A 20,789-nucleotide genomic window follows, 5' to 3' on the forward strand; every position below is an offset into this window, starting at 1 on the left:
GCCACCAACATCACGGCAGCGAAGATCGACGCGAAGCTGATCCTGCAGAACGGCACCGTCATCGAGGACCTGATCAATGTCGATGCATTCTCGCGCTTCGAGCCGCTGACGTATTCGTTTACACGTTCGACCAACTTCGATGATGGCGCATGGCGGCATCGTGGAACACTCATCGTCAACGTTCCTGCCGGAAAGCCATTTATCGAATTCGTTGATCTGACCGCGACCTCGACCAGATCGGGAAGCAACACGACGTGCGATGCTTACATTGTGGTAAAGCGGAACGGAAACTCATCCAGCGTGTCCGCCGGTGAATTGTTTGGTGAGGCCCGATCGCAGAATGGCGCGGGCACCGTGTCCGACAGCCGAAACGTCATGCGGCGCATATCTGGCGCGTCGACGGTTCGATATGACATCTGGACGTGGAACACGCTTCAGACATCTCCCAACCAAACCGGCTCTGTCACGGTCAGGTGCAACTCCGGCATTTGGGTGTTCACATGAGTACGCGCAGCACGTTCTATCTCGTCGTTGACCGCAACGGGTGCATCGTCACGCAATGCCGCGTTCCAAACTCGATGTTCCCTCCGGAAATCGCAAGGGGCACGCGTATCGTGGTCCCGGCGGATGGGAAGGGGCCTGACACAGAGGTGCGCGTTGATCGACGTAAAGTTCGCAAACCGATCAACGCGGTCGCCACGCTTAACGATGTTCTGCTTCCATCCAACGAACAAGCGGCGCCGGCCGAACACCGCCTGGAGATCTTGCGCGGCGAAGCAATAGCCGAGCTGGACCGTGCCTTCGCAGCTCGGCTGCGGTCACTGCTTGGGCCGCTGGCGGATCTGCATGCGGCAAAACGTCGACAAGCCGAGGCAGGTGGCGGGGCTCTGGTTGCTGACGAGACTGACCGGCTCGCGATCATGGAAAACGCCGTGCGTCAGGACGAGGCGATCGCACAAATGGAGCACAAGCGCAGGAGCCTGAAGGCTCGGATCCGGTCGGCTGCGACCTCACAAGATATCGAAGACGCGCTTGCAGCGCTCATTGACGACAAACGCTGAGGCAATCATCACATGGCACAGTCTTACAAGACCGGCACCGTCACGGTGGCGGCCGGGTCCACTTCTGTCGTTGGCGCGGGTACAGCATGGGCGCTTGCGCTTGTCACCGGCGGCCTCTTCTGTTGCGCCGGCATGGCGGTGCCGTGCACCGTGATCGACGACACGCACCTTGAACTCGATTATCCGTGGCCCGGCGCGAATGGTGCTGACCTTGCCTATTCGATCTTCCGTGAGACGGCGCAGGCCGCAAGTGCGATCGAGGCAAATGACCGGCTGGCGTCGATCGCGGATCGGCTAAACAAGCTCAGCTACATCAATTTCGACGCGATGGGCACGCTGGCGCAGCGCGCGGCCTACGACACCGCACCGAAGGATTTCATCTTCCTCGATGTCACGACAGAGCCGTTCGAGCTTTATATCAAGGCTTCGGATGCGGCTGGCGACTGGGCTGGGCCGAATGTTTACGGCCAGGGCGCAAGGGGTGAGCAAGGCCCGCTGACGCCCTTCCTGTTCGTGGCACCCGAAGCGCTCGCGCCGGGATCTCTGCCGACCGTCTCAAACACCGGCACGCCCACCGCGCCGAAAATGAAGTTCGGCATCCCTGCCGGCCGTGGTTTCTACAGCAAGGGCGATTACGCCGCCGGCACCACCTACCAGCCCGATGATGTTGTCCTGTTTGCAGGCTCAAGCTGGATCGCGCTGCAGGAAACGACCGGCAATACGCCGCCCGCGCTGCCAGCGACCGAGAATGCATGGTGGCGGCTGATCGCTCGGCACGGGAACGATGGTCAGGGAACTGTCACCGAGCTGGTCTCTGGCAATTTGGTAGACATCAACTCTACTGACCCAACCAAGCCAGTGGTGTCTCTGAAGTCGATGGCCAGCCAACGCATTCTCGGACGTCAGGCTGCCGGCGTGGGTGATGTGGAACTCTTGACCGGCGATCAGGTGCGCGGCATCGCAACTGCCGCACGCGATACTTTCGCGACAAACACGGAAGCCGATACTGACTGGGACACGATTGTCAGTCCGGGGTTTCACCCTCGGCTGCTTGGGATCAATAACCCAAATGCCCCGGTCTCCAGCCAGTACTTCTACTGCGACGTCAAGCGCTACTCGACGGACCAAAACCTCATCCAGATTGCATATCCTTATCGCAACTCTACTGGCGGGATTTGGTATCGCATTCGCGCCGCAGGATCGTGGGGGCAGTGGGTCCAGGTCGGCTCGGACGCGATCACCCGCATTACCAATGCCAACGGCACGGCGACGCGACTTCCTGACGGTACGCAGATTTGCACGAAGAAGCTCACAGGCCTTGGCCCGGTTTCTCTCGCGTGGGGGAACGTGTTCTGGAACAACAACACGCACAACATAGGCAACTGGGCTGCAGAGTTCATCGAAGTGCCGGCAGTTTCCGGCTTCAAGGTTGGCGGGATCAGACCTCTGCTGATCGGAGCGTCTTCAAACGAGATAACGACCACAGATGGGGGCTCTCTCGTCATGATGAGCGGAACCGCCGTCACTGAATCCAATTTCGTGGTCTCTATCACCGCCATAGGGAGGTACAAGTGACATGATCGTTTCCTTCTCTCCCGTCACCTGCCTGCCCCGGACCCCCAAATCACTGACAGTATCGAAGGTTGGTGATGTCCTGACGATCAATGGCGAGGTCTTCGACTTCACCGACCTGCCTGACGGCGCGACCATCCCGAAAGGCATGGTGCCGTGTGAATTCATTGTCGGGCCGGTCGAGCGTATCGCTGACGTCCTTCAGCTGACACTGCTCTTGCCGCATGGGCCGAACCCGTCGCCTGCGGTCGCCTTTCCATCTGACCTGATCGACCCGCCAGACGGGCCACTCGCCATCCCGTTTGATCCTGAACCCGCCGAGGAGCCCATCGATGTGGAAGCCTGATCCCTCGACCATCATCACGGCCGCAATGAAGGCGGCCGAGGCGCAGGCGACCACCGTCGAGCTGTTCCGCGTCGCCATCCAATCGCATGTCGATATGGTCGCCTCCAGCCGCCGCTATGACAGTGGCAATTCTCTGGCGTCCTATGTTGCCAGCGGCAATGCGCAGTGGGCCGCCGAGGCGCAGGCCTTCGTCGGCTGGCGTGATGCTGTCTGGATCCACGCATATGCAGAACTGGACAAGGTGCTTGCCGGTGAGCGCCAGCAGCCGACGGTGGAAGCGTTTCTCGCTGAATTGCCGTTTATCGAGTGGCCGGCAGAAGCGTCAGCTTGACCGCCAATGGTCCCTGTCTCTGGCTGCAACGTCACCCTTGTATCGCGTGTGCAATTCGGCTGCTTCCCACAGTTTCGACGCGGCGATGAAAAGCGCAAGGGGCAGCAGGAAAGCAGTTGTGACAACAATCGCGACGAGCGATCCGAGCATGTAAACGGCGCGAAGCATTGCAACCTCCCGATTTGTGTCGGGGAGTTCGAAACTCTCGGTGGAGAGCGCCCACGCCTTTAGCTTTCGCCTGGACATGCGCGTGAGCCTCCCCGACGTATCGGGAAGCGCACTTACGGCTGCACTGGCCGCCACCGAGGGGTTTCGACGCCCCGCCTACGGATGCATCCGCAAGGCGTCGAGACATTAGGCTGCAACTTCAACCCAATCAATCCGTGTTTTAGGAAAATCCGCCCATTCTCGGGCGCGCTGTGGCCGGCTACCTGAACAGCCACCACCACCCGCCGGCGAACGCGACCATAAGCGCGATCGTGAGCAATATGTCCCACCATCGCGCTTTACCGCCGCCGTAATGTGGTGATCGATCCCAGCCGCCCATAGCCCTCTCCCATTGATGGGAGCCTAGCTATCCGGCTGATGAACGCAAGGGTGGCCCGACCCGTGGCAAGGCGGGAGTGCAATTCTTGCAAGGGGCCGGGCCTGTCCTGCAGGGCGTCAGGACGGCGGTCTCATATCAGCATCACAGTTAACGAAAGGACCAGCTATGCGAACCAGCCAATCCGGGCGGGGCGATATCGCACGTCGCGAAGGAACCGTTCTGACCGCCTATCAGGATAGTGCCGGCATCTGGACAATCGGAACCGGCCACACATCAGCAGCCGGTGCCCCCAAGGTGGTCAAAGGCATGAAGATCAGCGCGTGGGAGGCTGATCAAATCCTGACCCGCGACCTTGCCGTCGTCGAGAGCCAGGTATCGGCCGCCGTCAAAGTCCATCTGAACCGGAATGAGTTCGATGCGCTGGTTTCGCTCTGCTTCAACATCGGTGGCGGTGCCTTCAAAAACTCGACGCTTGTTCGCAAGCTGAATGCTGGAGACAGGGCAGGCGCGGCCGATCAATTCCTTGTCTGGAACAAGGCCACCGTCAACGGCAAGAAGGTCGAACTGCGCGGCCTGACCATTCGCCGGCAGGACGAGCGCAAGCAGTTTCTGACGCCTTTCGTCACCACCCCAAAACCCAGCAATACCAAGGCTTCCGAGCCTCAAAAAGCCCCTCAAGTCACCACCTCTCCAAGCGGCTTTTGGACCGCGCTTCTCTCCATCCTCAAAGCCATCTTCAAGGGAGGCCGATAATGGGTCCATATATTCGCATTCTGCTGCGCTACGGCGTGGGTGGCATCATCGGCTATGAGGTGGGTGATCACCTTGCCGCCGATCCTGATGTTGTTGCCGTCACCACGGCCGCTGCCGCCGCACTGGTCGGCTTTGCCACCGAAGGCTTCTATCTGCTTGCCCGGAAGCTGGGGTGGCGCACGTGACCGCCTACCTCATCGCAGCGCTGGCCGGTCTTATCTCGCTCATAGCCGTTTACGCGCGCGGGCGTGTCGTCGGAGCCAAGCTCGAACGCACGGCAAACAATGCCAAGGAGGCCGAAGCGAATGCAAAGGAATTGCAGGACGTGGCGGCGGCCGGCGCGGCGCGCGCTGATGCTGACCGGCTCAATGCTGATGCTGGCAAGCTGCGCCAGCCAGACGCCTACAAGCGCAAATAAGGCGATGTGCTCGGTTTGGCAGCCGGTCACATGGGCCGATGCCGATACCAACGAGACATTGCGACAGATCAAGGCGAATAACGCGGCGCGCGACAGCTATTGCGGCCGGAAATAGCATCACACAACGGGGACATGGGCAGTGGACGGACGGATTGCGAACATGGATGAAACAGCCAAACCAGCCGAACGCATGGCGGAGCTTCCAGAAGAAACGCGGGAGTTTCTTGCGCAGCTACGGGAAGAGGACATCGCCACGCTGAAAGACGGCGTGCGACTCGTCAACGCGATCCGCACGGTCGGAACCTTCATGAAATGGCTGATCGTCGGTTTTCTCGGCTTCGTCGTGGGCGTCGTGATGCTGGGCGAATCGGTACTGAAGATCATTGCCTGGTTCCGCCCGCCGCCCGTTTGAGTTCCAGCGCAGAAAGGAGCGACCATGGCCTATCGTTGTCATCCGCCGAATGAGATCAATGCGCGCACTTACGTGACGCCCTGACCATTTTCCCGACGCCAGTAATATGGCTGCGCCCGCTCCGGTTCGCCGGGGCGGGCTTTTTTGCGTCTGGGTGATCGCTTGGGGTTGGTGTGCGACGATTAATGGAACAAGTTGGCGGTAAATCAGTTGTCTCAAAGGTGGGTTTGGAACAGAACGGGCCCGCCGGATTGCCGTTCCGGCGGGCCTTTTATACTTGCGGAAGGATGATGGATGACAAGTGTTCCCGACGGCATCTTCAAGCCCAGACCCACAGCGAGCGAAACCAAGGGTGACATGACCACGAGGGCGGCGCGAGAAATCGTCGAGCGCGAGAGAGCTGTTCGCGACGCGAAGAGCGAGCGATTGCGGCTGGCCAGATTGGCGCAGGAACAGGATGAAGTCACTGATCACCCAGTTGATGACAAAGGCTGATCCGATAGCTGGGCCCGTTCTGGCTGCGAAGCGAAAATCTCAATCCTCTTGCTTTATGTATCCCGAACGTCCATATGAGGGACATCGGCTGCCAACCGGCCGGGAACGCTCGTCGAGATACGATGTTGGGTTTCCCTGAGCGGTAGTTGTATTTGCCCTGATTGATGGTGCGCCGACCACGAATGTACCGGCGGTTCACATGTCTCAGGATTGAAGGGGAAGCGGGCATCACGGCCCGCTTTTTTCATGCCCGCAAAAGCGCTGTCGTTCGCAATCCGACCTGGCGCGTGACTTATCATGTTGCTTCTGTTGCCGAGGCCGTTGACACCTCGCCATCCTTTCTCAAGGCCGCCTCGAGATCGGCGGCGTCTATCTGGACGACCTGGTGCGTTCTGACCCCGGATGTAATCGCGGGCAGGTGGATGAAGGTGGCAACGCGTCGGTAAGCCAGCCATGAAAGGCCCTCGATCTCTTCGTCGTCCTGATCGATGAAATATTCACCAGGCGGCTGCGGAGCGTCGAACCCGTACAGCAGGAACGGGGAGGAAAACCGGACGGTTCTTCTGGTGGTGCGCATGGTTGTTGCTCTATGGTTGCCGGCGCACCCAGAGGGCTGATCTCGGGGTGCGTTGGGAGGCCTATATCAGTTGGTTGCGGCGCTTGGTTTCGGTCAACCGCCGGCGCGTGCCGTCACTGTCATTGTCGATGAAGCGCTTCGCTTCTGTACGCGGCAACCGACCACTCGCGCCGTTATCATTGGGAGCTGTGATTTCAAGCGCTTCCAGATACAGGGCCAATTTCTCCCGAAGCTCCGGCTCTGCCGTGAGGTTTTCCTCGTATTGCTTAATGAGAAAGCGTGCCGCGGCGGTTTCTCTGGGGAGATTGCGGAAGGTCTGCGATTCGCGCACTTCTGCGACAAGGCGGCTGATCATGCTCATGTCGGCGGAGGTGAGATAAGTGGAAGACATGATGTCCTCCTGAACTTGGGGCTAGGGTATGTTGGCCCTTAATCGGGATCGCCCGTTCCAGATGACGCCGACATGGCATCATGCGCTTCATGCCTCACATAGTCCATGAACATTCTGGACTCGCTTGAAAGTCTCGCGTTAAGGGCAGTTTTTCTGTTCGCGAAAAGTAAGTCTCGAATAAACCTCAATTGAGGCGTATGTTCCCCAAATCGTTCATTTGGCCTGACTTGGCCTTCCGCGGCGTCAGAGGCTTTCGACCCGCCAATTTCTATCCAGGTTTACGATGCTCGAGCGCGGCACGATTTTGCCTCGCGACTGTTGGGCAGACTTTTCGTCCATATTGGCGCTGGAGCGCACTCGCCGCGGCACATTGCCAAGGCCTGGACAGAGGGCAACCGCTCTCGAACCTTAGGATACAAGAAAATGGCACTGCATCGATTTGCGATAGGACAGTCAGTTCATCTGAAGAATGGATTCAACCGGTCCGACGCCGCCGGGGGAGTTTATCGTATCACCGCGATCCTGCCGGAGCGGAATAACTCGCCTCAATACCGCATTCGCAGCGATGGTGAGCGGCATGAGCGGGTAACCACCGAGGACACGCTCGAACTTATCAACCTACCATCGCCTATCGGGTTTTTGTTTAAGGGAGATTTCCATGGCTAAAGGTCAGATGCGCAGCAATCGGGAAATCAGGAAGCCTAAGAAGGAAAAGAAACCGGACAAAGCCGGAGCGCCGTCAGGTTCGCAAGTCAGGCTCGCCGACAACGGAAATGTTGGGGTTCGCCGGCCCCAGAAATGAGCCATCCCGCAGGTAGCTCAGATGAAAGTCATCATTGAGTTTTATCGGGTTCGCGACGTGGACGGCGCACACGCGGTCTTAGGGCGCGTAACTTGCGATGCCCTCGACAGCGCCGCGGCTATCAGACTGGCAAAATCGCTCTTCTATTCCCTCGATATGCCCCAAGAGCCTGACAAGGTCAGTATTTACGACAAAGAGGGACGTCAACTCTACTGCGCGGCGCCGAAATCAACGACCTATGATCGCTTTGGCGAGGAGTTATGCCATGCAACCACACAACCAAAGAACCACGCGAGGCGACCACGGTTTTGATATAGGCGCCTGGGAAAATGAAGGTGGAGCGCTAGGGCGGTCCATTATCAACCACAATTACGGCCGCCGCGTTGAGGGGGATCGGTCGTGGACGGTCTATCACGTATTCAGCGGCGTCCCAGCCGTCGTGGGAGGTCGACTTATGACGGGACTGGAGCGAGGGGAGGCCACCGCTACCATGATCGGTCTCAATGCGCGCAACGCTCTGAAACGCAAGCAGCTGGCCGAGGCGGCGCGTTCAAGATTGACTCAGGCGGGAGACAAACCATGACGCTGATCTTTCCTAATCGCAGCCGAAGCTATGATGAAGCGGCCAAACGTATCCGTTTTGTCGGATATGACGGTACCTTCCAGGTACCCTTCTCGATCGAGGCTCAGGCCTTGTTGAGTGAGGTTCCTGTGATCGATACCGAACAGAAATGCCTGGCGGCTTTTGATGCCTCCCGGCTTCCAATTCTGGACGCAGCACAGCGCGCCTATACTCGCAGCAACAAGAGCTTCTACGTGCTGACGGAAGCCGATCTGCGGTAGAAGCGGCGTTGGTTGCGACTCGCCTTCCTCGTCGCGATCGAATGCCATCACGACGATCAGTTTCGGCATCTTCTGCTGTGGCGTGATGCTGGACATGGCGGGCATCTCCAGAACTTCTCATGAACAAACCGGCGATTCGCGTGTCACTGGCGTGTCAATCACGTGTCAGCAAATCATGCTTGTTCCATCTTCGTTCTGCACGAGCCTGCACGAACCTGCAAGAAAGTTTGCCGCAAATCCCTTTATCCCTTGCGGTTTTCTAAGGCTTTCGATATTCGCAGCAGTGGGCCACCTCTCCCCAACGAGAGGCGTGCTATCTGGAAGGATAGGATCAACATGACTGTACTGCCGAAGCCGGACTTGCGTCCGGCAAACCCTAATTTTTCATCCGGCCCCTGCGCAAAGCGCCCCGGCTGGTCCCTCCAAGTTCTCGCTGACGCAGCCCTCGGCCGCTCCCACCGCGCCAAGATCGGCAAGACCAAGCTCCAGCAGGCAATCGACCTCACCCGTGAAGTCCTGCAGGTTCCGGCCGACTATCGCATCGGCATCGTGCCTGCGTCCGACACCGGCGCCGTCGAAATGGCGCTCTGGTCGCTGCTCGGCGCCCGCGGCGTCGACATGCTGGCCTGGGAAAGCTTCGGTGCCGGCTGGGTCACCGATGTGGCCAAGCAACTCAAGCTGCCGGATGTCCGCATCTTCGAAGCACCCTATGGCGCGTTGCCCGATCTCGCCGCAGTCGATTTCGACCGCGACGTGGTGTTCACCTGGAACGGCACGACCTCCGGCGTGCGCGTGCCGAACGCCGATTTCATCCCGGCCAATCGCCAGGGCCTGACCATCTGCGATGCCACTTCGGCCGCCTTCGCGCAGAAGCTGGATTTCCAGAAACTCGATGTCGTCACCTTCTCCTGGCAAAAAGTGCTGGGCGGTGAGGGCGCGCATGGCATGCTCATCCTGTCGCCGCGTGCCGTCGAGCGGCTCGAAACCTACAAGCCGGCCTGGCCGCTGCCGAAGCTCTTCCGCCTGACCAAGGGCGGCAAGCTGATCGAAGGCATCTTCAAGGGCGAGACCATCAACACGCCGTCCATGCTGGCGGTGGAGGATTATCTCGACGCGCTCAATTGGGCGAAGTCGATTGGTGGGCTCGACGCCCTGACCGCCCGTGCCGACCGCAATTTCGCCGTGCTCGATGCCTTTGTCGGGAAGACGCCGTGGCTCGCCAATCTGGCGACCGATCCGGCAACGTGCTCGAACACTTCGGTGTGCCTCACCATCGTCGATCCGGAAGTGACCGCGCTCGACGCGGAGGCGCAGGCCGCCTTTGCCAAGGGCATCGTTTCGGCCCTCGACAAGGAAGGCGTCGCCTATGACATCGGCGCCTATCGCGATGCGCCGTCGGGTCTGCGCATCTGGACCGGCGCGACCGTCGAAGCTTCCGACCTCGAGGCGCTGACGGCATGGCTCGAATGGGCGTTTCGGAACCAGAAGGCCGCGCTGAAAACGGCGGCCTGAGTCCCAGGTTCTTTGGGCGGCCGGGTTGGGACGGTCGCCTGCTTCCCCAAGTTTGAATTTCACCTGATGGAGGCCATTATGGCACCTCGCGTACTCGTATCCGACAAACTCTCCCCCACCGCCGTTCAGATCTTCAAGGATCGCGGCGTCGAAGTCGACTATCTGCCCGATGTCGGCAAGGACAAGGAAAAGCTCGCCGAAATCATCGGCCAGTATGACGGCCTCGCCATCCGCTCGGCCACGAAGGTCACGGAAAAGCTGATCGCCGCCGCGACCAACCTCAAGGTCGTCGGCCGCGCCGGCATTGGCGTCGACAATGTCGACATTCCCGCCGCCTCGCGCCGCGGTATCATCGTGATGAACACGCCCTTCGGCAATTCCATCACCACCGCCGAGCACGCCGTTGCGCTGATGTTCGCACTGGCCCGCCAGATCCCCGAGGCCAACAGCTCGACCCATGCCGGCAAGTGGGAGAAGAACCGCTTCATGGGCGTCGAGATCACCGGCAAGACGCTGGGCGTGATCGGATGCGGCAATATCGGCTCCATCGTGGCCGCGCGCGGCGTTGGATTGAAGATGCACGTCGTCGCCTTCGACCCCTTCCTGTCGGAGGATCGCGCTTCCGAACTGGGCGTCGAAAAGGTGGAACTGGACGCGCTGTTCGCGCGTGCCGACTTCATCACGCTGCACACGCCGCTCACCGACAAGACGCGCAACATCATCAATGCCGATGCGATCGCCAGGATGAAGGACGGCGTGCGCATCATCAATTGCGCGCGCGGCGGCCTGATCGTCGAGGCCGACCTGATCGCAGCGTTGCAGAGCGGCAAGGTGGCCGGTGCCGGCATCGACGTGTTCGAGGTCGAGCCCGCGACCGAGAACGCGCTGTTCGGCATGGACAATGTCGTCACCACGCCGCATCTGGGTGCGTCCACCACGGAAGCGCAGGAGAATGTGGCGCTGCAGATCGCCGAGCAGATGTCGGACTATCTGATCAAGGGTGCGGTCTCCAACGCCATCAACATGCCCTCGATCACGGCCGAGGAAGCGCCACGCCTGAAGCCGTTCGTAAAGCTTGCGGAGGTGCTGGGCGCCTTTGTCGGCCAAGTCACCGAAGATCCGATCAAGGAAGTCGAGATCCTGTTCGATGGCTCGACCGCCGCCATGAACACGCGTGCGCTGATCAGCGCGGCCCTTGCTGGCCTGATCCGCCCGCAGGTGGCGGACGTGAACATGGTGTCGGCGCCGATCATGGTGAAGGAGCGCGGCATCATCGTCGCCGAGGTCAAGCGCGACAAGTCGGGCGTGTTCGACGGCTATATCAAGCTCACCGTCAAGACCGAGAAGCAAACCCGCTCGATTGCCGGCACCTGTTTCTCCGATCACAAGCCGCGCTTCATCCAGATCAAGGGCATCAATCTCGACGCCGAGGTCGGTCAGCACATGCTCTACACGACCAATGCCGACGCACCGGGCATCATCGGCCTGCTCGGCACCGTCTGCGGCGAGAACAGCGTCAACATCGCCAACTTCGCGCTCGGCCGCGACCGGCCGGGCGGCGATGCCATTGCGCTGCTCTATCTCGACGCGCCGTTCCCGGAAGACGTTCTGGCCAAGGTGCGGGCGCACCCGGCCATCGAGTCGGCCAAGCCGCTGCAGTTCGACGTGAACGGCAACTGAGGCTGGCGGAAGATCGGATGAACGGAAAGGCGTCGGGCAACCGGCGCCTTTTTCGTGCTGTGGGGGCGCGTTTCTTGAACGGCCTGGCATTCTTTTCCCCGGAAACGCATGGCCTTATGCAAGCATTGGATCGCGTTTTCTAAACTGCTAAGCTGCAGAGGTTCGGAGGCAGTGATGAAACTGATCGTTGACGTGCGCTGGGATGCTGAAGCTTCGGTCTGGTATGCCGTTTCCAGAGACGGGACCGGACTGGCAACCGAAAGCGAGACGCTTGATGGATTGCGACAGAGCATTCTGGCAATCCTCCCCGACCTGGCCGATCTGAACGATCCTGCCGAAGTTGAGGTGGAACTGATCGTACACGGAATTTCGACTGCAAGCGGGCCAATGGCGGCGGAGTAGTTGCCGGTATATACCAGCATCGTAGCGTGCGGGCCGGATGGGAGACGGCGCGCTATCGATGGAGAATTTTGCGAAGCCTCTGAAAAAGCTGTTGGCGGAAGCCGGTTGGGAATGTCTGCGGCAAGGCAAGGGCGATCACGAAATTTGGCACCATCCCGGCACGGGTCAGCGTGTTACCGTCGTCACATTCCTGAAATCGCGACACTTGGCAATGCAATTCTCAAGGATGCCGGTCTGCCCAAGGCATTCTGAGGAACCGCGCCTCTTCAGCGTTCTTGCTTGCCCGATACCCGGACAAGTAAAGGTTGCGGCGCGACGAAATTGTTGTAGCCGCCGGGCCAAAGAATGGTCGCGTTTCGGGAATGTAGCCGTTATAGAGGCCTGTCGTTCTATAGGTTTGCGCCGCGCGCGCGGCACGGAAGGGAAGAAATCATGGCCAATGTGGTGGTCGTCGGCTCGCAGTGGGGCGACGAAGGCAAGGGCAAGATCGTCGACTGGCTGTCGGAACGCGCCGATGTGGTGGTGCGCTTCCAGGGCGGGCACAATGCCGGCCACACGCTGGTGGTGGACGGCAAGGTCTACAAGCTGTCGCTGCTTCCCTCCGGCATCGTGCGCGACGGCAAACTGTCGGTTATCGGCAATGGCGTGGTCTTCGACCCGCATGCTTTTGTGGCCGAAGCCGAGAAATTGCGCGAGCAGGGCGTGGAAGTGACACCCGAACGCCTGAAAATCGCCGAAAATACAGCGCTTATCCTGTCGCTCCACCGGGAGCTTGACGGATTCCGCGAAGATGCGGCCTCCAATTCCGGCACGAAGATCGGGACGACCCGCAGGGGCATCGGCCCCGCCTATGAGGACAAGGTCGGACGCCGCGCGATCCGAGTGATGGATTTGGCTGATTTGGACACATTGCCGTCGAAGGTGGACCGGTTGCTGACGCATCACAATGCGCTGCGCCGCGGTCTCGGCCATTCGGAAGTTACGCATGAAGCGATCATGCAGGAACTGACCTCCGTCGCCGACAAGATCCTCCCCTATATGGACCGCGTCTGGAAGGTACTGGATGACCGCCGCCGCGCGGGCGAACGCATCCTGTTCGAGGGTGCGCAGGGCACGCTGCTCGACATCGACCACGGCACCTATCCGTTCGTTACCTCGTCCAACACCGTTGCCGGCCAGGCCGCGCCCGGCTCGGGCATGGGGCCGAACGCCATCAACTATGTGCTCGGCATCACCAAGGCCTACACCACGCGCGTGGGCGAAGGGCCGTTCCCGACCGAGCAGCAGAACGAGATCGGCGAGTTCCTCGGCACCAAGGGCCACGAGTTCGGCGTGGTCACCGGGCGCAAGCGCCGCTGCGGCTGGTTCGATGCGGTGCTGGTGCGCCAGGCGGTGGCCGTCAACGGCATCAAGGGCATCGCGCTCACCAAGCTCGACGTGCTCGACGGGCTGGAAGAGATCAAGGTCTGCACCGGCTACATGCTCGACGGTGAGCTGATCGACTACCTGCCGGCCAGCCAGGGCGCGCAGGCGCGCGTGGAGCCGGTCTATGAGACGCTGGAAGGCTGGAAGGCCACCACCAAGGGTGCGCGCAGCTGGAACGACCTGCCCGCGCAGGCGGTCAAATATGTGCGCCACATCGAGGAACTGATCGGCGCGCCGGTGGCGCTTTTGTCCACCAGCCCCGAGCGGGACGACACGATACTTGTGACCGATCCCTTTCAAGACTAGTTTTTGCCAACTCCCGGCCAGCGCAAGGCCGGCCGGGAATGAAACCTACAGGTCGAAAGAAGCATGGCAGATTTCGTTGCGGTTCTGAAGAAGACGCTGGACGGGTTGACCGATCCGACGCCGGCTTTGCGGCAGAAGGTCTATGCCAAGGCCCGCGCGACCATCGAGGCGAAGCTGGCGGCGATCAATCCGCCGCCGCCGCAAGCCGTGGTCGACCGGCAAAAGCGCGCTCTCGAGGATGCCATCGCAACCATCGAGAAGGACTATTCCGACCACGCCCAGCCGAAGATCAGCGAAGACCCGCTGCAGGAACTGGAAAGCGTCTTCGCCTCCATCGAGCGCCAGAAGAACGCGCCGCTGAAATCGGCCGAACCGGCCGCGCCGCTAAGCGCGCCGGAGCCGTTGAAAGAGCCTGTAAGCGAAGCCGCGCCCGAGGCTCCCAGGCGCGAGTTTGCATCGTGGCTCGACACCGCGCCCAAGACCATGCCGGGTGCGGCTGCCGCGGCAACGCGCCCGCAGGAGCCCGAGGCGCCGGCCCCGGAGGCTGAAATTACGGCCGCACCGAAGGCCGACGACGCGGCAATGCCGGCATCGCCGCAGGCGGCCGATGTGGTCGAAGATGACGATGATGATCTTGCCGATCTCGACAGGCTGCCCGGCGCGGACGCCGAGCCCACCCCATCGACCGCGTCGTCCCTTGCCGGCAGCGACCCGGCCAGCGACGAGTTCTTCCATGCCGCCGCCAATCAGCATGAGCGGGAAGAGGTCTTTGGCGAGGAGATTCCGGAGCGCCGCCGGTCCTATCGCGGCCTTATCGCGGCCGCAGCCGCGCTCGTCGTTATCGGTGGCGCGGGTTATGGCATCTGGCTGAACAAGGATGCATTTTCGGGGCTCTTTGGTGGTTCCGGCAAGGAGGCGGCGGCCGTTGCGCCCAAGCCGCTTGTGGATGGCGCCGCCAAGGACGATGAGGCTGCCGGAGGCGCTCCCACAACCGCCTCCGGCGAAGAGCCTGCAAGCCAGCCCGCCACCGCCAGCGGAGAGCCGAAATTCACGCAGCGCCTGAACGCCGACGGCACGGAAGCGGATCCCGGCCCGGCCGGAGGCAGCGCCACCATCGGCGAGGGCACCTCGGTTGCCGCCGCCACGCAAGCCCCCCAGGTGACACCGCCTGCCGGGCCGCAGACACCGCCGCCGGCAAGCGGCAATCCGGCTCAACCGAGTGTGGCGATCGGCCAGCGCGCGATCTTCTACGAAGAGCGCACCAGCGTGGCGCAGGGCTCGGCCGAGCCCGGCAATATCGTCTGGTCGGTGGTGAAGGAATCGCCCGGCGGCGACCTGCCGCCCGAGCCCGCCATTCGTGCCGAGGCAACCATCCCCGGCAAGGACCTGCAGTTGCGCATGACCATCCGCCGCAATGCGGACCAGACGCTGCCGGCCAGCCATATCATCGAGATCATCTTCCTGACGCCGGCAAGCTTTGAGGGTGGCGGCATCGAGAATGTGCTGCGCGTTTCGATGAAGAGCTCGGAACAGGAGGCCGGCAACCCGCTGATCGGCATTCCCGCCAAGATCGCCGACGGCTTCTTCCTGATCGCGCTGAACGACGGCAAGCCGGAGACGGAAGCCAATATGACGCTGCTGCGCCGGCAGAGCTGGATCGACGTGCCGATCGTCTACAAGTCGGGCCGCCGGGCGCTCTTCACCATGGAAAAAGGTCTTCCCGGCCAGAAGGTGTTCGACGAGGCGCTCAAGGCCTGGGAGGCTGCAAGCGCCAGCAACAGCGCCGGCTGAGGCCGGCCTGTGGCGTGATCCCAGGGCGGGCTCTCGGAGCCGTCCGCTTCGTAAAGAGACAAAAAAACCCGCCGGCGAGGCGGGTTTTTTGTTGTTTTGCCGGTGGCTGCGTCAGGCGGCGGTGCGGACCTCGGAAATCACGCCGATAATGTCATCCACCACGGTTTCCACCAGCTTGGGATCGTCGCCCTCGGCCATGACGCGGATCAGCGGCTCGGTGCCGGAAGGGCGGATGACGAGGCGACCGGACTGGCCGAGACGGTTGCGGGCCTCCTCGATCGCGGCCTTCACCGGAGCTGCTTCCAGCGGCTTGCCGCCGGAGAAGCGTACATTCTTCAGAAGCTGCGGCACCGGCTCGAACTTGCTGCACAATTCGCTCACCGGCTTGTTCTGCCGCTTCACGCAAGCCAGCACCTGCAGCGCCGAAACCAGACCGTCGCCGGTGGTGGAGAAATTCGACAGCACGATATGGCCGGATTGCTCGCCACCGACATTCAGGCCATGCGCGCGCATATGCTCGACCACATAGCGGTCGCCCACTTTCGTGCGGTGGAGCTGCAGCCCGATGCCGTCGAGGAAGCGTTCCAGCCCGAGATTGGACATGACCGTGGCAACCACGCCGCCGCCGGCGAGATGGCCGCTCTGGTGCCAGGCTTCGCCGATCAAAGCGAGGATCTGGTCGCCATCGACCACATTGCCCTTTTCGTCGACGATGACCATGCGGTCGGCGTCGCCGTCCAGCGCGATGCCGATGTCGGCGCGCACTTCATGGACCTTCCTGGCCAGGCTCTCGGGATGGGTGGAACCGCATTCCTCGTTGATGTTGAAGCCGTTTGGATCGTCATGGATGGCGATCACTTCCGCGCCCAGTTCCCACAGGGCGGCGGGCGCCACCTTGTAGGCCGCGCCATTGGCGCAGTCGATGACGATGCGCAGGCCCGACAGCGACATGGAGCGCGGCAGCGTGCGCTTGGCAAATTCGATGTAGCGGTCATGCACGCCGTCGATGCGCTTGGCCCGGCCCAGCGCGTCGGCATCGGCCAGCGCGATGTCGATATCCTGGTCGAGCAGCGCCTCGATGCGCATCTCGATCTCGTCCGACAGCTTGTAGCCGTCAGGGCCGAACAGCTTGATGCCGTTGTCGTAGTATGGGTTGTGCGAGGCCGAGATCATCACGCCGATGTCGGCGCGCAGCGAACGGGCCAGCATGGCCACTGCCGGCGTCGGCACCGGGCCGAGCAGGAAAACATCCATGCCGGCGGCGCAGAAACCCGCAACCAGCGCGTTCTCGATCATATAGCCTGACAGGCGCGTGTCCTTGCCCAGCACCACGCGGTGGCGATGGTTGCCGCGCTGAAAGGAAAGACCGGCCGCCATGCCCACCTTCATGGCGACCTCGGCAGTCATCGGAAATTTGTTGGCCCGTCCCCGGATACCGTCTGTTCCGAAATAACGTCTGCTCATACTTGTCCAGTTTCCCCAGCCTTGGGCTCGCTCCCGCACTCAGCTTTTGCCACAGCCCACCGGCGCGCACAGATCACATTGTGTAAGAATATGTTACAAATCCTTCGGAAAGCTTTAATTTACTGTTGTTTTTCCTTGTTAACCGGCTTCACGAAGCAAACCGGGCAATATGCGTGATTTTACCCGTCGACCGCGATGTACAAGCTTTCTGAAGCCGTACGCCAGCCAACTTGCCGCGGATGAGTCGGTTTGCAGACTTAACTATCTGGTTCCGTCGTCCGGGGGAACAGGAAGAAATTTCATGCATTACTAAGCATCTGGCGTCGCCTGCCGTTGCGGGATATTCCTATAGGAGACGTCTGTGGCGGCAACAATGGAGAGAAATGCCATGCTCATCACTCGTCTCATCACCCTTTCCGGCATTGCCATCGCGGCCAGCCTGCTGGCGGCACCTGCCAGTGCGCTAACCATGAAAGAATGCAGCGCCAAGTATAACGCGGCCAAGGACGCCGGAACGCTGAACGGCATGAAGTGGAACGACTTCCGCAAGGCCGAGTGCGCCGCCGATGCGGGCGCGGCAACCGCTGCGCCCGCAAAGACGGAAAAGAAGTCCGCGAAATCGACAAAGAAGGCGACCGACACGGAAGCTTCGAGCGATGGCGCAAAAGGCCTGACCATGCAGGAATGCAGCGCCAAATATAACGCGGCCAAGGATGCAGGCTCGCTGGGCGGCAAGACCTGGAACCAGTTCCGCAAGGCCGAATGCGGCCCCGGCGCCAGCGCCGCTGCAGCCGCCAAGCCCGCCAAATCCTCCACCACGGCCGCCGTCGCCGAAGGCAAGGGCCTGACGATGAAGGAATGCAGCGCCAAATATCAGGCGGCAAAGACCGGCGGCACGCTCGGCGGCATGAAGTGGAACGACTTCCGCAAGACCGAGTGCGGCGCCAACGCAGCCGATGACGACACCGTGCCGGCCGCGAGCGAGGCTACCTACAGCGGCGAGCCCGCCGCACCCACGGCCAGGGCGCCGGGCGGCGTCAAGTTCCCGACCGCCGTGTCCAAGAAGTATTCCAACGAGAGCCCCGGCAAGGCGCGCATGCACACCTGCCTGGATCAGTATTATGCCGCCAAGGACGCCAATGCGCTCGGTGGCCTGAAGTGGATCCAGAAGGGTGGCGGCTATTACAGCCTCTGCAACGCCCGGCTGAAGAGCTGATCGCTTTTCGGCCATTCGGCATTTCGAAGACCCGCGCATTCCGGTGCGCGGGTTTTTTCTTGTGAAGCGGCATCTGGTCGGTGCGTTGAGCCCCGCTCTTTTCGTTTCAGCAGCGGATCACGACCGCGCCTTCCAGCAGCATCGGCGGTTCGCGCAACATGCCGGCGCGGAAAGCTTCCTCTGCCCGCAGGTGCCCTTCCGCGTGAGGACGACGGTTGCAGCAGCCCTCCGGGCTTCCTCCCCGCACGGTAAAGCCCACCGTCCTCAGACTGTTGGAAGCCCGCCCGAAAATCATCGCGACGTGTAGGATCCGGTCGGCACCGAACCGGCGAAATCCGCCTCGCTGCCGGCCCTGTCGCTGAGGGCGGGTGACGAGACGGTAGCAAGAAAAAAGCCGCGAGAAACAATCCTCGCGGCTTCATTGGTCTTGCGGCGCGCGCGGGCGATGTCGCCTAGCCTTGCGGCTGTGGCTCCAGGCCGGCATCGGGTTCCTCGCCGCCCTTCTTCTTGCGGCGGCCACCGCTGCTGCCGGCCTTCGGCACGGCCGAGCCACGGCTTGGCGGCGTGTCGTCGCCCAGGTCGCGCGAGGGCTTGTGACCGGCCAGCAACTGCTTGATCTCGTCGCCCGAAAGGGTTTCGTACTCGAGCAGGCCTTCGGCCAGCGCAATCCAGTCCTTCTTCTTCTTGCTCAGGACGTTGCGGGCGGTGGTGTAGGCTTCTTCGATCAGGCGGCGCACTTCGGCGTCGATGAGCTGCGCGGTCTCTTCCGAGACGTTCTGGGTGCGCGCCACCGAATGGCCGAGGAACACTTCCTCCTGGTTCTCGCCATAGGCGACCTGGCCCAGCTTGTCGGAAAAGCCCCAGCGCGTGACCATGGCGCGGGCGAGCTTGGTGGCCTGCTCGATGTCCGAGGCGGCGCCCGAGGTGATGTTCTCCTTGCCGAACTTCATCTCTTCGGCCACGCGGCCACCCATCATGATCGCCAGTCGCGAGATCATGTATCTGTAGCTCATCGAGTAGCGGTCGCCTTCGGGGAGCTGCATGACCATGCCGAGCGCACGGCCACGCGGGATGATGGTCGCCTTGTGCAGCGGGTCGGCCGCCGGCACGTTCAGCGCCATGATGGCGTGGCCGGATTCGTGATAGGCCGTCAGCTCCTTTTCCGCCTGGGTCATGGCCGTGGAGCGGCGCTCCGCACCCATCATCACCTTGTCCTTGGCGTCCTCGAACTCCTGCATGGTGACGAGGCGCTTGTTGCGGCGCGCGGCCATCAGCGCGGCCTCGTTGACGAGGTTCATCAGATCCGCGCCCGAGAAGCCGGGAGTGCCGCGTGCCAGGATCTTGAGATCGACATTCGGCGCCAGCGGCACATTGCGCACATGCACCTTGAGGATCTTCTCGCGGCCGACGATGTCCGGGTTCGGCACCACGACCTGGCGGTCGAAGCGGCCGGGACGCAGCAGCGCCGGGTCGAGCACGTCGGGACGGTTGGTCGCAGCGATGAGGATGATCGATTCATTGGCCTCGAAGCCGTCCATCTCGACCAGAAGCTGGTTCAGCGTCTGTTCGCGCTCGTCATTGCCGCCGCCGAGGCCGGCGCCGCGATGACGGCCGACCGCGTCGATTTCGTCGATGAAAATGATGCAGGGCGCGTTCTTCTTGGCCTGCTCGAACATGTCGCGCACGCGGCTGGCGCCGACGCCCACGAACATTTCGACGAAGTCGGAGCCCGAGATGGTGAAGAAGGGCACGTTGGCTTCACCGGCCACCGAGCGGGCCAGCAGCGTCTTGCCGGTTCCGGGAGGGCCGACGAGCAGCACGCCACGCGGAATCTTGCCGCCCAGTCGCTGGAACTTCTGCGGGTCGCGCAGGAATTCCACGATCTCCTCGAGGTCCTGCTTGGCCTCGTCCACGCCTGCGACGTCCTGGAAGGTGACGCGGCCATGCGCCTCGGTCAGCAGCTTGGCCTTCGACTTGCCGAAGCCCATGGCGCGGCCCGAGCCGGACTGCATCTGGCGCATGAAGAAAATCCATACGCCCAAGATCAGGATCATCGGCAGCCAGGACAGCAGCATTCCCACGATGGAGTTGGAGCCATCGTTTTCAGGGCGCGCGGTGATGGTGACGTTCTTGTCCTCGAGCTTCTGCACCAGCGAAGGGTCGCCCGGCGAGTAGGTCTGGAAGCCGGTCGAGCTGTCGGTGTAGGAGCCGGTGATACGGTCGCCCGCGATGGTCACCGTCTTGACGCGGCCGGCGGACACATCCTTGAGGAAATCCGAATAGGCGACGTCGCTGGAAGCCCCGCGCGTCTGCGGCGTCTGGAAGAGGTTGAACAGGGCGATCAGCAGTACTGCAATGATGGCCCAGAGCGCGAGGTTACGGTAATTCGGATTCATCGGGTTTCCCGTAGTGCCCTGTGCCGGGCACATCGTTGTTGAGAGCGTG

At 61.7% G+C, this 20,789-nt stretch carries 23 protein-coding genes and 1 pseudogene; 20 read left to right on the plus strand and 4 right to left on the minus strand.

All coding sequences use genetic code 11. The features are described 5' to 3' along the window. The 10 genes from C7441_RS24145 to C7441_RS19145 form a co-directional block, all read left to right on the plus strand. The coding region (locus tag C7441_RS24145; protein WP_170125192.1) for a hypothetical protein at window positions 1-504 on the plus strand (504 nt) is incomplete at its 5' end. Then, a complete protein-coding gene (locus C7441_RS19100) occupies window positions 501-1,061 on the plus strand; it encodes a hypothetical protein (RefSeq protein ID WP_109614247.1) in 561 nt (186 codons plus the stop codon). The genes C7441_RS24145 and C7441_RS19100, both read left to right, overlap by 4 nt. Window positions 1,062-1,073: 12 nt before the next feature. After that, on the plus strand, window positions 1,074-2,636 hold the full coding sequence (locus C7441_RS19105; RefSeq protein ID WP_109614248.1) for a pyocin knob domain-containing protein: 1,563 nt from the start codon (window positions 1,074-1,076) through the stop codon (window positions 2,634-2,636). Window position 2,637: 1 nt separating this feature from the next. Then, window positions 2,638-2,979, plus strand: coding sequence for a hypothetical protein (locus C7441_RS19110; protein ID WP_109614249.1), 342 nt, complete (start codon window positions 2,638-2,640; stop codon window positions 2,977-2,979). After that, a complete protein-coding gene (locus C7441_RS19115) occupies window positions 2,966-3,310 on the plus strand; it encodes a hypothetical protein (protein ID WP_109614250.1) in 345 nt (114 codons plus the stop codon). The genes C7441_RS19110 and C7441_RS19115 overlap by 14 nt, the downstream gene beginning before the upstream one ends. A 712-nt stretch (window positions 3,311-4,022) precedes the next feature. Continuing rightward, complete coding sequence (locus C7441_RS19125; RefSeq protein WP_109614252.1) at window positions 4,023-4,610, plus strand: lysozyme; 588 nt, start codon at window positions 4,023-4,025, stop codon at window positions 4,608-4,610. Then, window positions 4,610-4,795: a hypothetical protein gene (locus tag C7441_RS19130; protein WP_244916205.1), complete on the plus strand. Its 186-nt coding sequence runs from the start codon at window positions 4,610-4,612 to the stop codon at window positions 4,793-4,795. Before C7441_RS19125 ends, C7441_RS19130 begins: the two co-directional genes overlap by 1 nt. After that, window positions 4,792-5,028, plus strand: a complete 237-nt coding sequence (locus C7441_RS19135; RefSeq protein WP_146201531.1) for a hypothetical protein — start codon at window positions 4,792-4,794, stop codon at window positions 5,026-5,028. The genes C7441_RS19130 and C7441_RS19135 overlap by 4 nt, the downstream gene beginning before the upstream one ends. Window positions 5,029-5,188: 160 nt before the next feature. Continuing rightward, window positions 5,189-5,440, plus strand: a complete 252-nt coding sequence (locus C7441_RS19140; RefSeq protein ID WP_109614254.1) for a hypothetical protein — start codon at window positions 5,189-5,191, stop codon at window positions 5,438-5,440. Window positions 5,441-5,734: 294 nt separating this feature from the next. After that, a complete protein-coding gene (locus C7441_RS19145; RefSeq protein ID WP_109614255.1) occupies window positions 5,735-5,935 on the plus strand; it encodes a hypothetical protein in 201 nt (66 codons plus the stop codon). Window positions 5,936-6,230: 295 nt separating this feature from the next. Here the strand turns inward: C7441_RS19145 and C7441_RS19150 are convergent, their stop codons facing one another. Both C7441_RS19150 and C7441_RS19155 read right to left on the minus strand, forming a co-directional pair. Next, window positions 6,231-6,512, minus strand: a complete 282-nt coding sequence (locus C7441_RS19150; RefSeq protein WP_109614256.1) for a hypothetical protein — start codon at window positions 6,510-6,512, stop codon at window positions 6,231-6,233. A 61-nt stretch (window positions 6,513-6,573) separates the two neighbouring features. Then, a complete protein-coding gene (locus tag C7441_RS19155) occupies window positions 6,574-6,903 on the minus strand; it encodes a hypothetical protein (RefSeq protein WP_109614257.1) in 330 nt (109 codons plus the stop codon). 423 nt (window positions 6,904-7,326) lie between these two features. Here C7441_RS19155 and C7441_RS19160 point away from each other — a divergent pair, with 423 nt between their 5' ends. The 9 genes and pseudogenes from C7441_RS19160 (at window position 7,327) to C7441_RS19205 (ending at window position 15,664) form a co-directional block, all read left to right on the plus strand. Then, window positions 7,327-7,569, plus strand: coding sequence for a hypothetical protein (locus tag C7441_RS19160; protein WP_109614320.1), 243 nt, complete (start codon window positions 7,327-7,329; stop codon window positions 7,567-7,569). Window positions 7,570-7,726: 157 nt separating this feature from the next. Next, window positions 7,727-8,017, plus strand: a complete 291-nt coding sequence (locus tag C7441_RS19165) for a hypothetical protein (RefSeq protein ID WP_210205680.1) — start codon at window positions 7,727-7,729, stop codon at window positions 8,015-8,017. A 267-nt stretch (window positions 8,018-8,284) separates the two neighbouring features. Then, on the plus strand, window positions 8,285-8,548 hold the full coding sequence (locus C7441_RS19175; protein ID WP_109614259.1) for a DUF1488 family protein: 264 nt from the start codon (window positions 8,285-8,287) through the stop codon (window positions 8,546-8,548). Window positions 8,549-8,884: 336 nt separating this feature from the next. Next, window positions 8,885-10,060 carry a phosphoserine transaminase gene (locus C7441_RS19180; RefSeq protein ID WP_109614260.1) on the plus strand — a complete coding sequence of 392 codons (1,176 nt, stop codon included), beginning with the start codon at window positions 8,885-8,887 and terminating at the stop codon, window positions 10,058-10,060. 78 nt (window positions 10,061-10,138) lie between these two features. Beyond that, a complete protein-coding gene (gene serA, locus C7441_RS19185) occupies window positions 10,139-11,740 on the plus strand; it encodes a phosphoglycerate dehydrogenase (protein WP_026060364.1) in 1,602 nt (533 codons plus the stop codon). A 174-nt stretch (window positions 11,741-11,914) separates the two neighbouring features. Further along, window positions 11,915-12,142 carry a DUF1902 domain-containing protein gene (locus C7441_RS19190; RefSeq protein ID WP_170125193.1) on the plus strand — a complete coding sequence of 76 codons (228 nt, stop codon included), beginning with the start codon at window positions 11,915-11,917 and terminating at the stop codon, window positions 12,140-12,142. Window positions 12,143-12,200: 58 nt separating this feature from the next. Beyond that, window positions 12,201-12,278: pseudogene (locus tag C7441_RS24650) on the plus strand (type II toxin-antitoxin system HicA family toxin); the annotation flags it as partial. Between the two features lie 296 nt (window positions 12,279-12,574). Continuing rightward, a complete protein-coding gene (locus C7441_RS19200; RefSeq protein WP_019172021.1) occupies window positions 12,575-13,873 on the plus strand; it encodes an adenylosuccinate synthase in 1,299 nt (432 codons plus the stop codon). A gap of 63 nt (window positions 13,874-13,936) precedes the next feature. Beyond that, window positions 13,937-15,664, plus strand: a complete 1,728-nt coding sequence (locus C7441_RS19205; RefSeq protein ID WP_109614262.1) for a hypothetical protein — start codon at window positions 13,937-13,939, stop codon at window positions 15,662-15,664. 111 nt (window positions 15,665-15,775) lie between these two features. On the opposite strand, the gene glmM is transcribed toward C7441_RS19205, so the two are convergent. Continuing rightward, window positions 15,776-17,128, minus strand: a complete 1,353-nt coding sequence (gene glmM / locus C7441_RS19210) for a phosphoglucosamine mutase (protein WP_026060363.1) — start codon at window positions 17,126-17,128, stop codon at window positions 15,776-15,778. Window positions 17,129-17,516: 388 nt separating this feature from the next. Between glmM and C7441_RS19215 the strand changes: the two genes are divergently transcribed. Next, complete coding sequence (locus tag C7441_RS19215; protein ID WP_109614321.1) at window positions 17,517-18,344, plus strand: hypothetical protein; 828 nt, start codon at window positions 17,517-17,519, stop codon at window positions 18,342-18,344. A 452-nt stretch (window positions 18,345-18,796) separates the two neighbouring features. Here the strand turns inward: C7441_RS19215 and ftsH are convergent, their stop codons facing one another. After that, on the minus strand, window positions 18,797-20,740 hold the full coding sequence (gene ftsH / locus C7441_RS19220) for an ATP-dependent zinc metalloprotease FtsH (protein WP_109614263.1): 1,944 nt from the start codon (window positions 20,738-20,740) through the stop codon (window positions 18,797-18,799). Window positions 20,741-20,789: the final 49 nt, after the last annotated feature.

The sequence above is a fragment of the Pseudaminobacter salicylatoxidans genome, from assembly GCF_003148475.1.
GTDB classification, from domain to species: domain Bacteria; phylum Pseudomonadota; class Alphaproteobacteria; order Rhizobiales; family Rhizobiaceae; genus Pseudaminobacter; species Pseudaminobacter salicylatoxidans.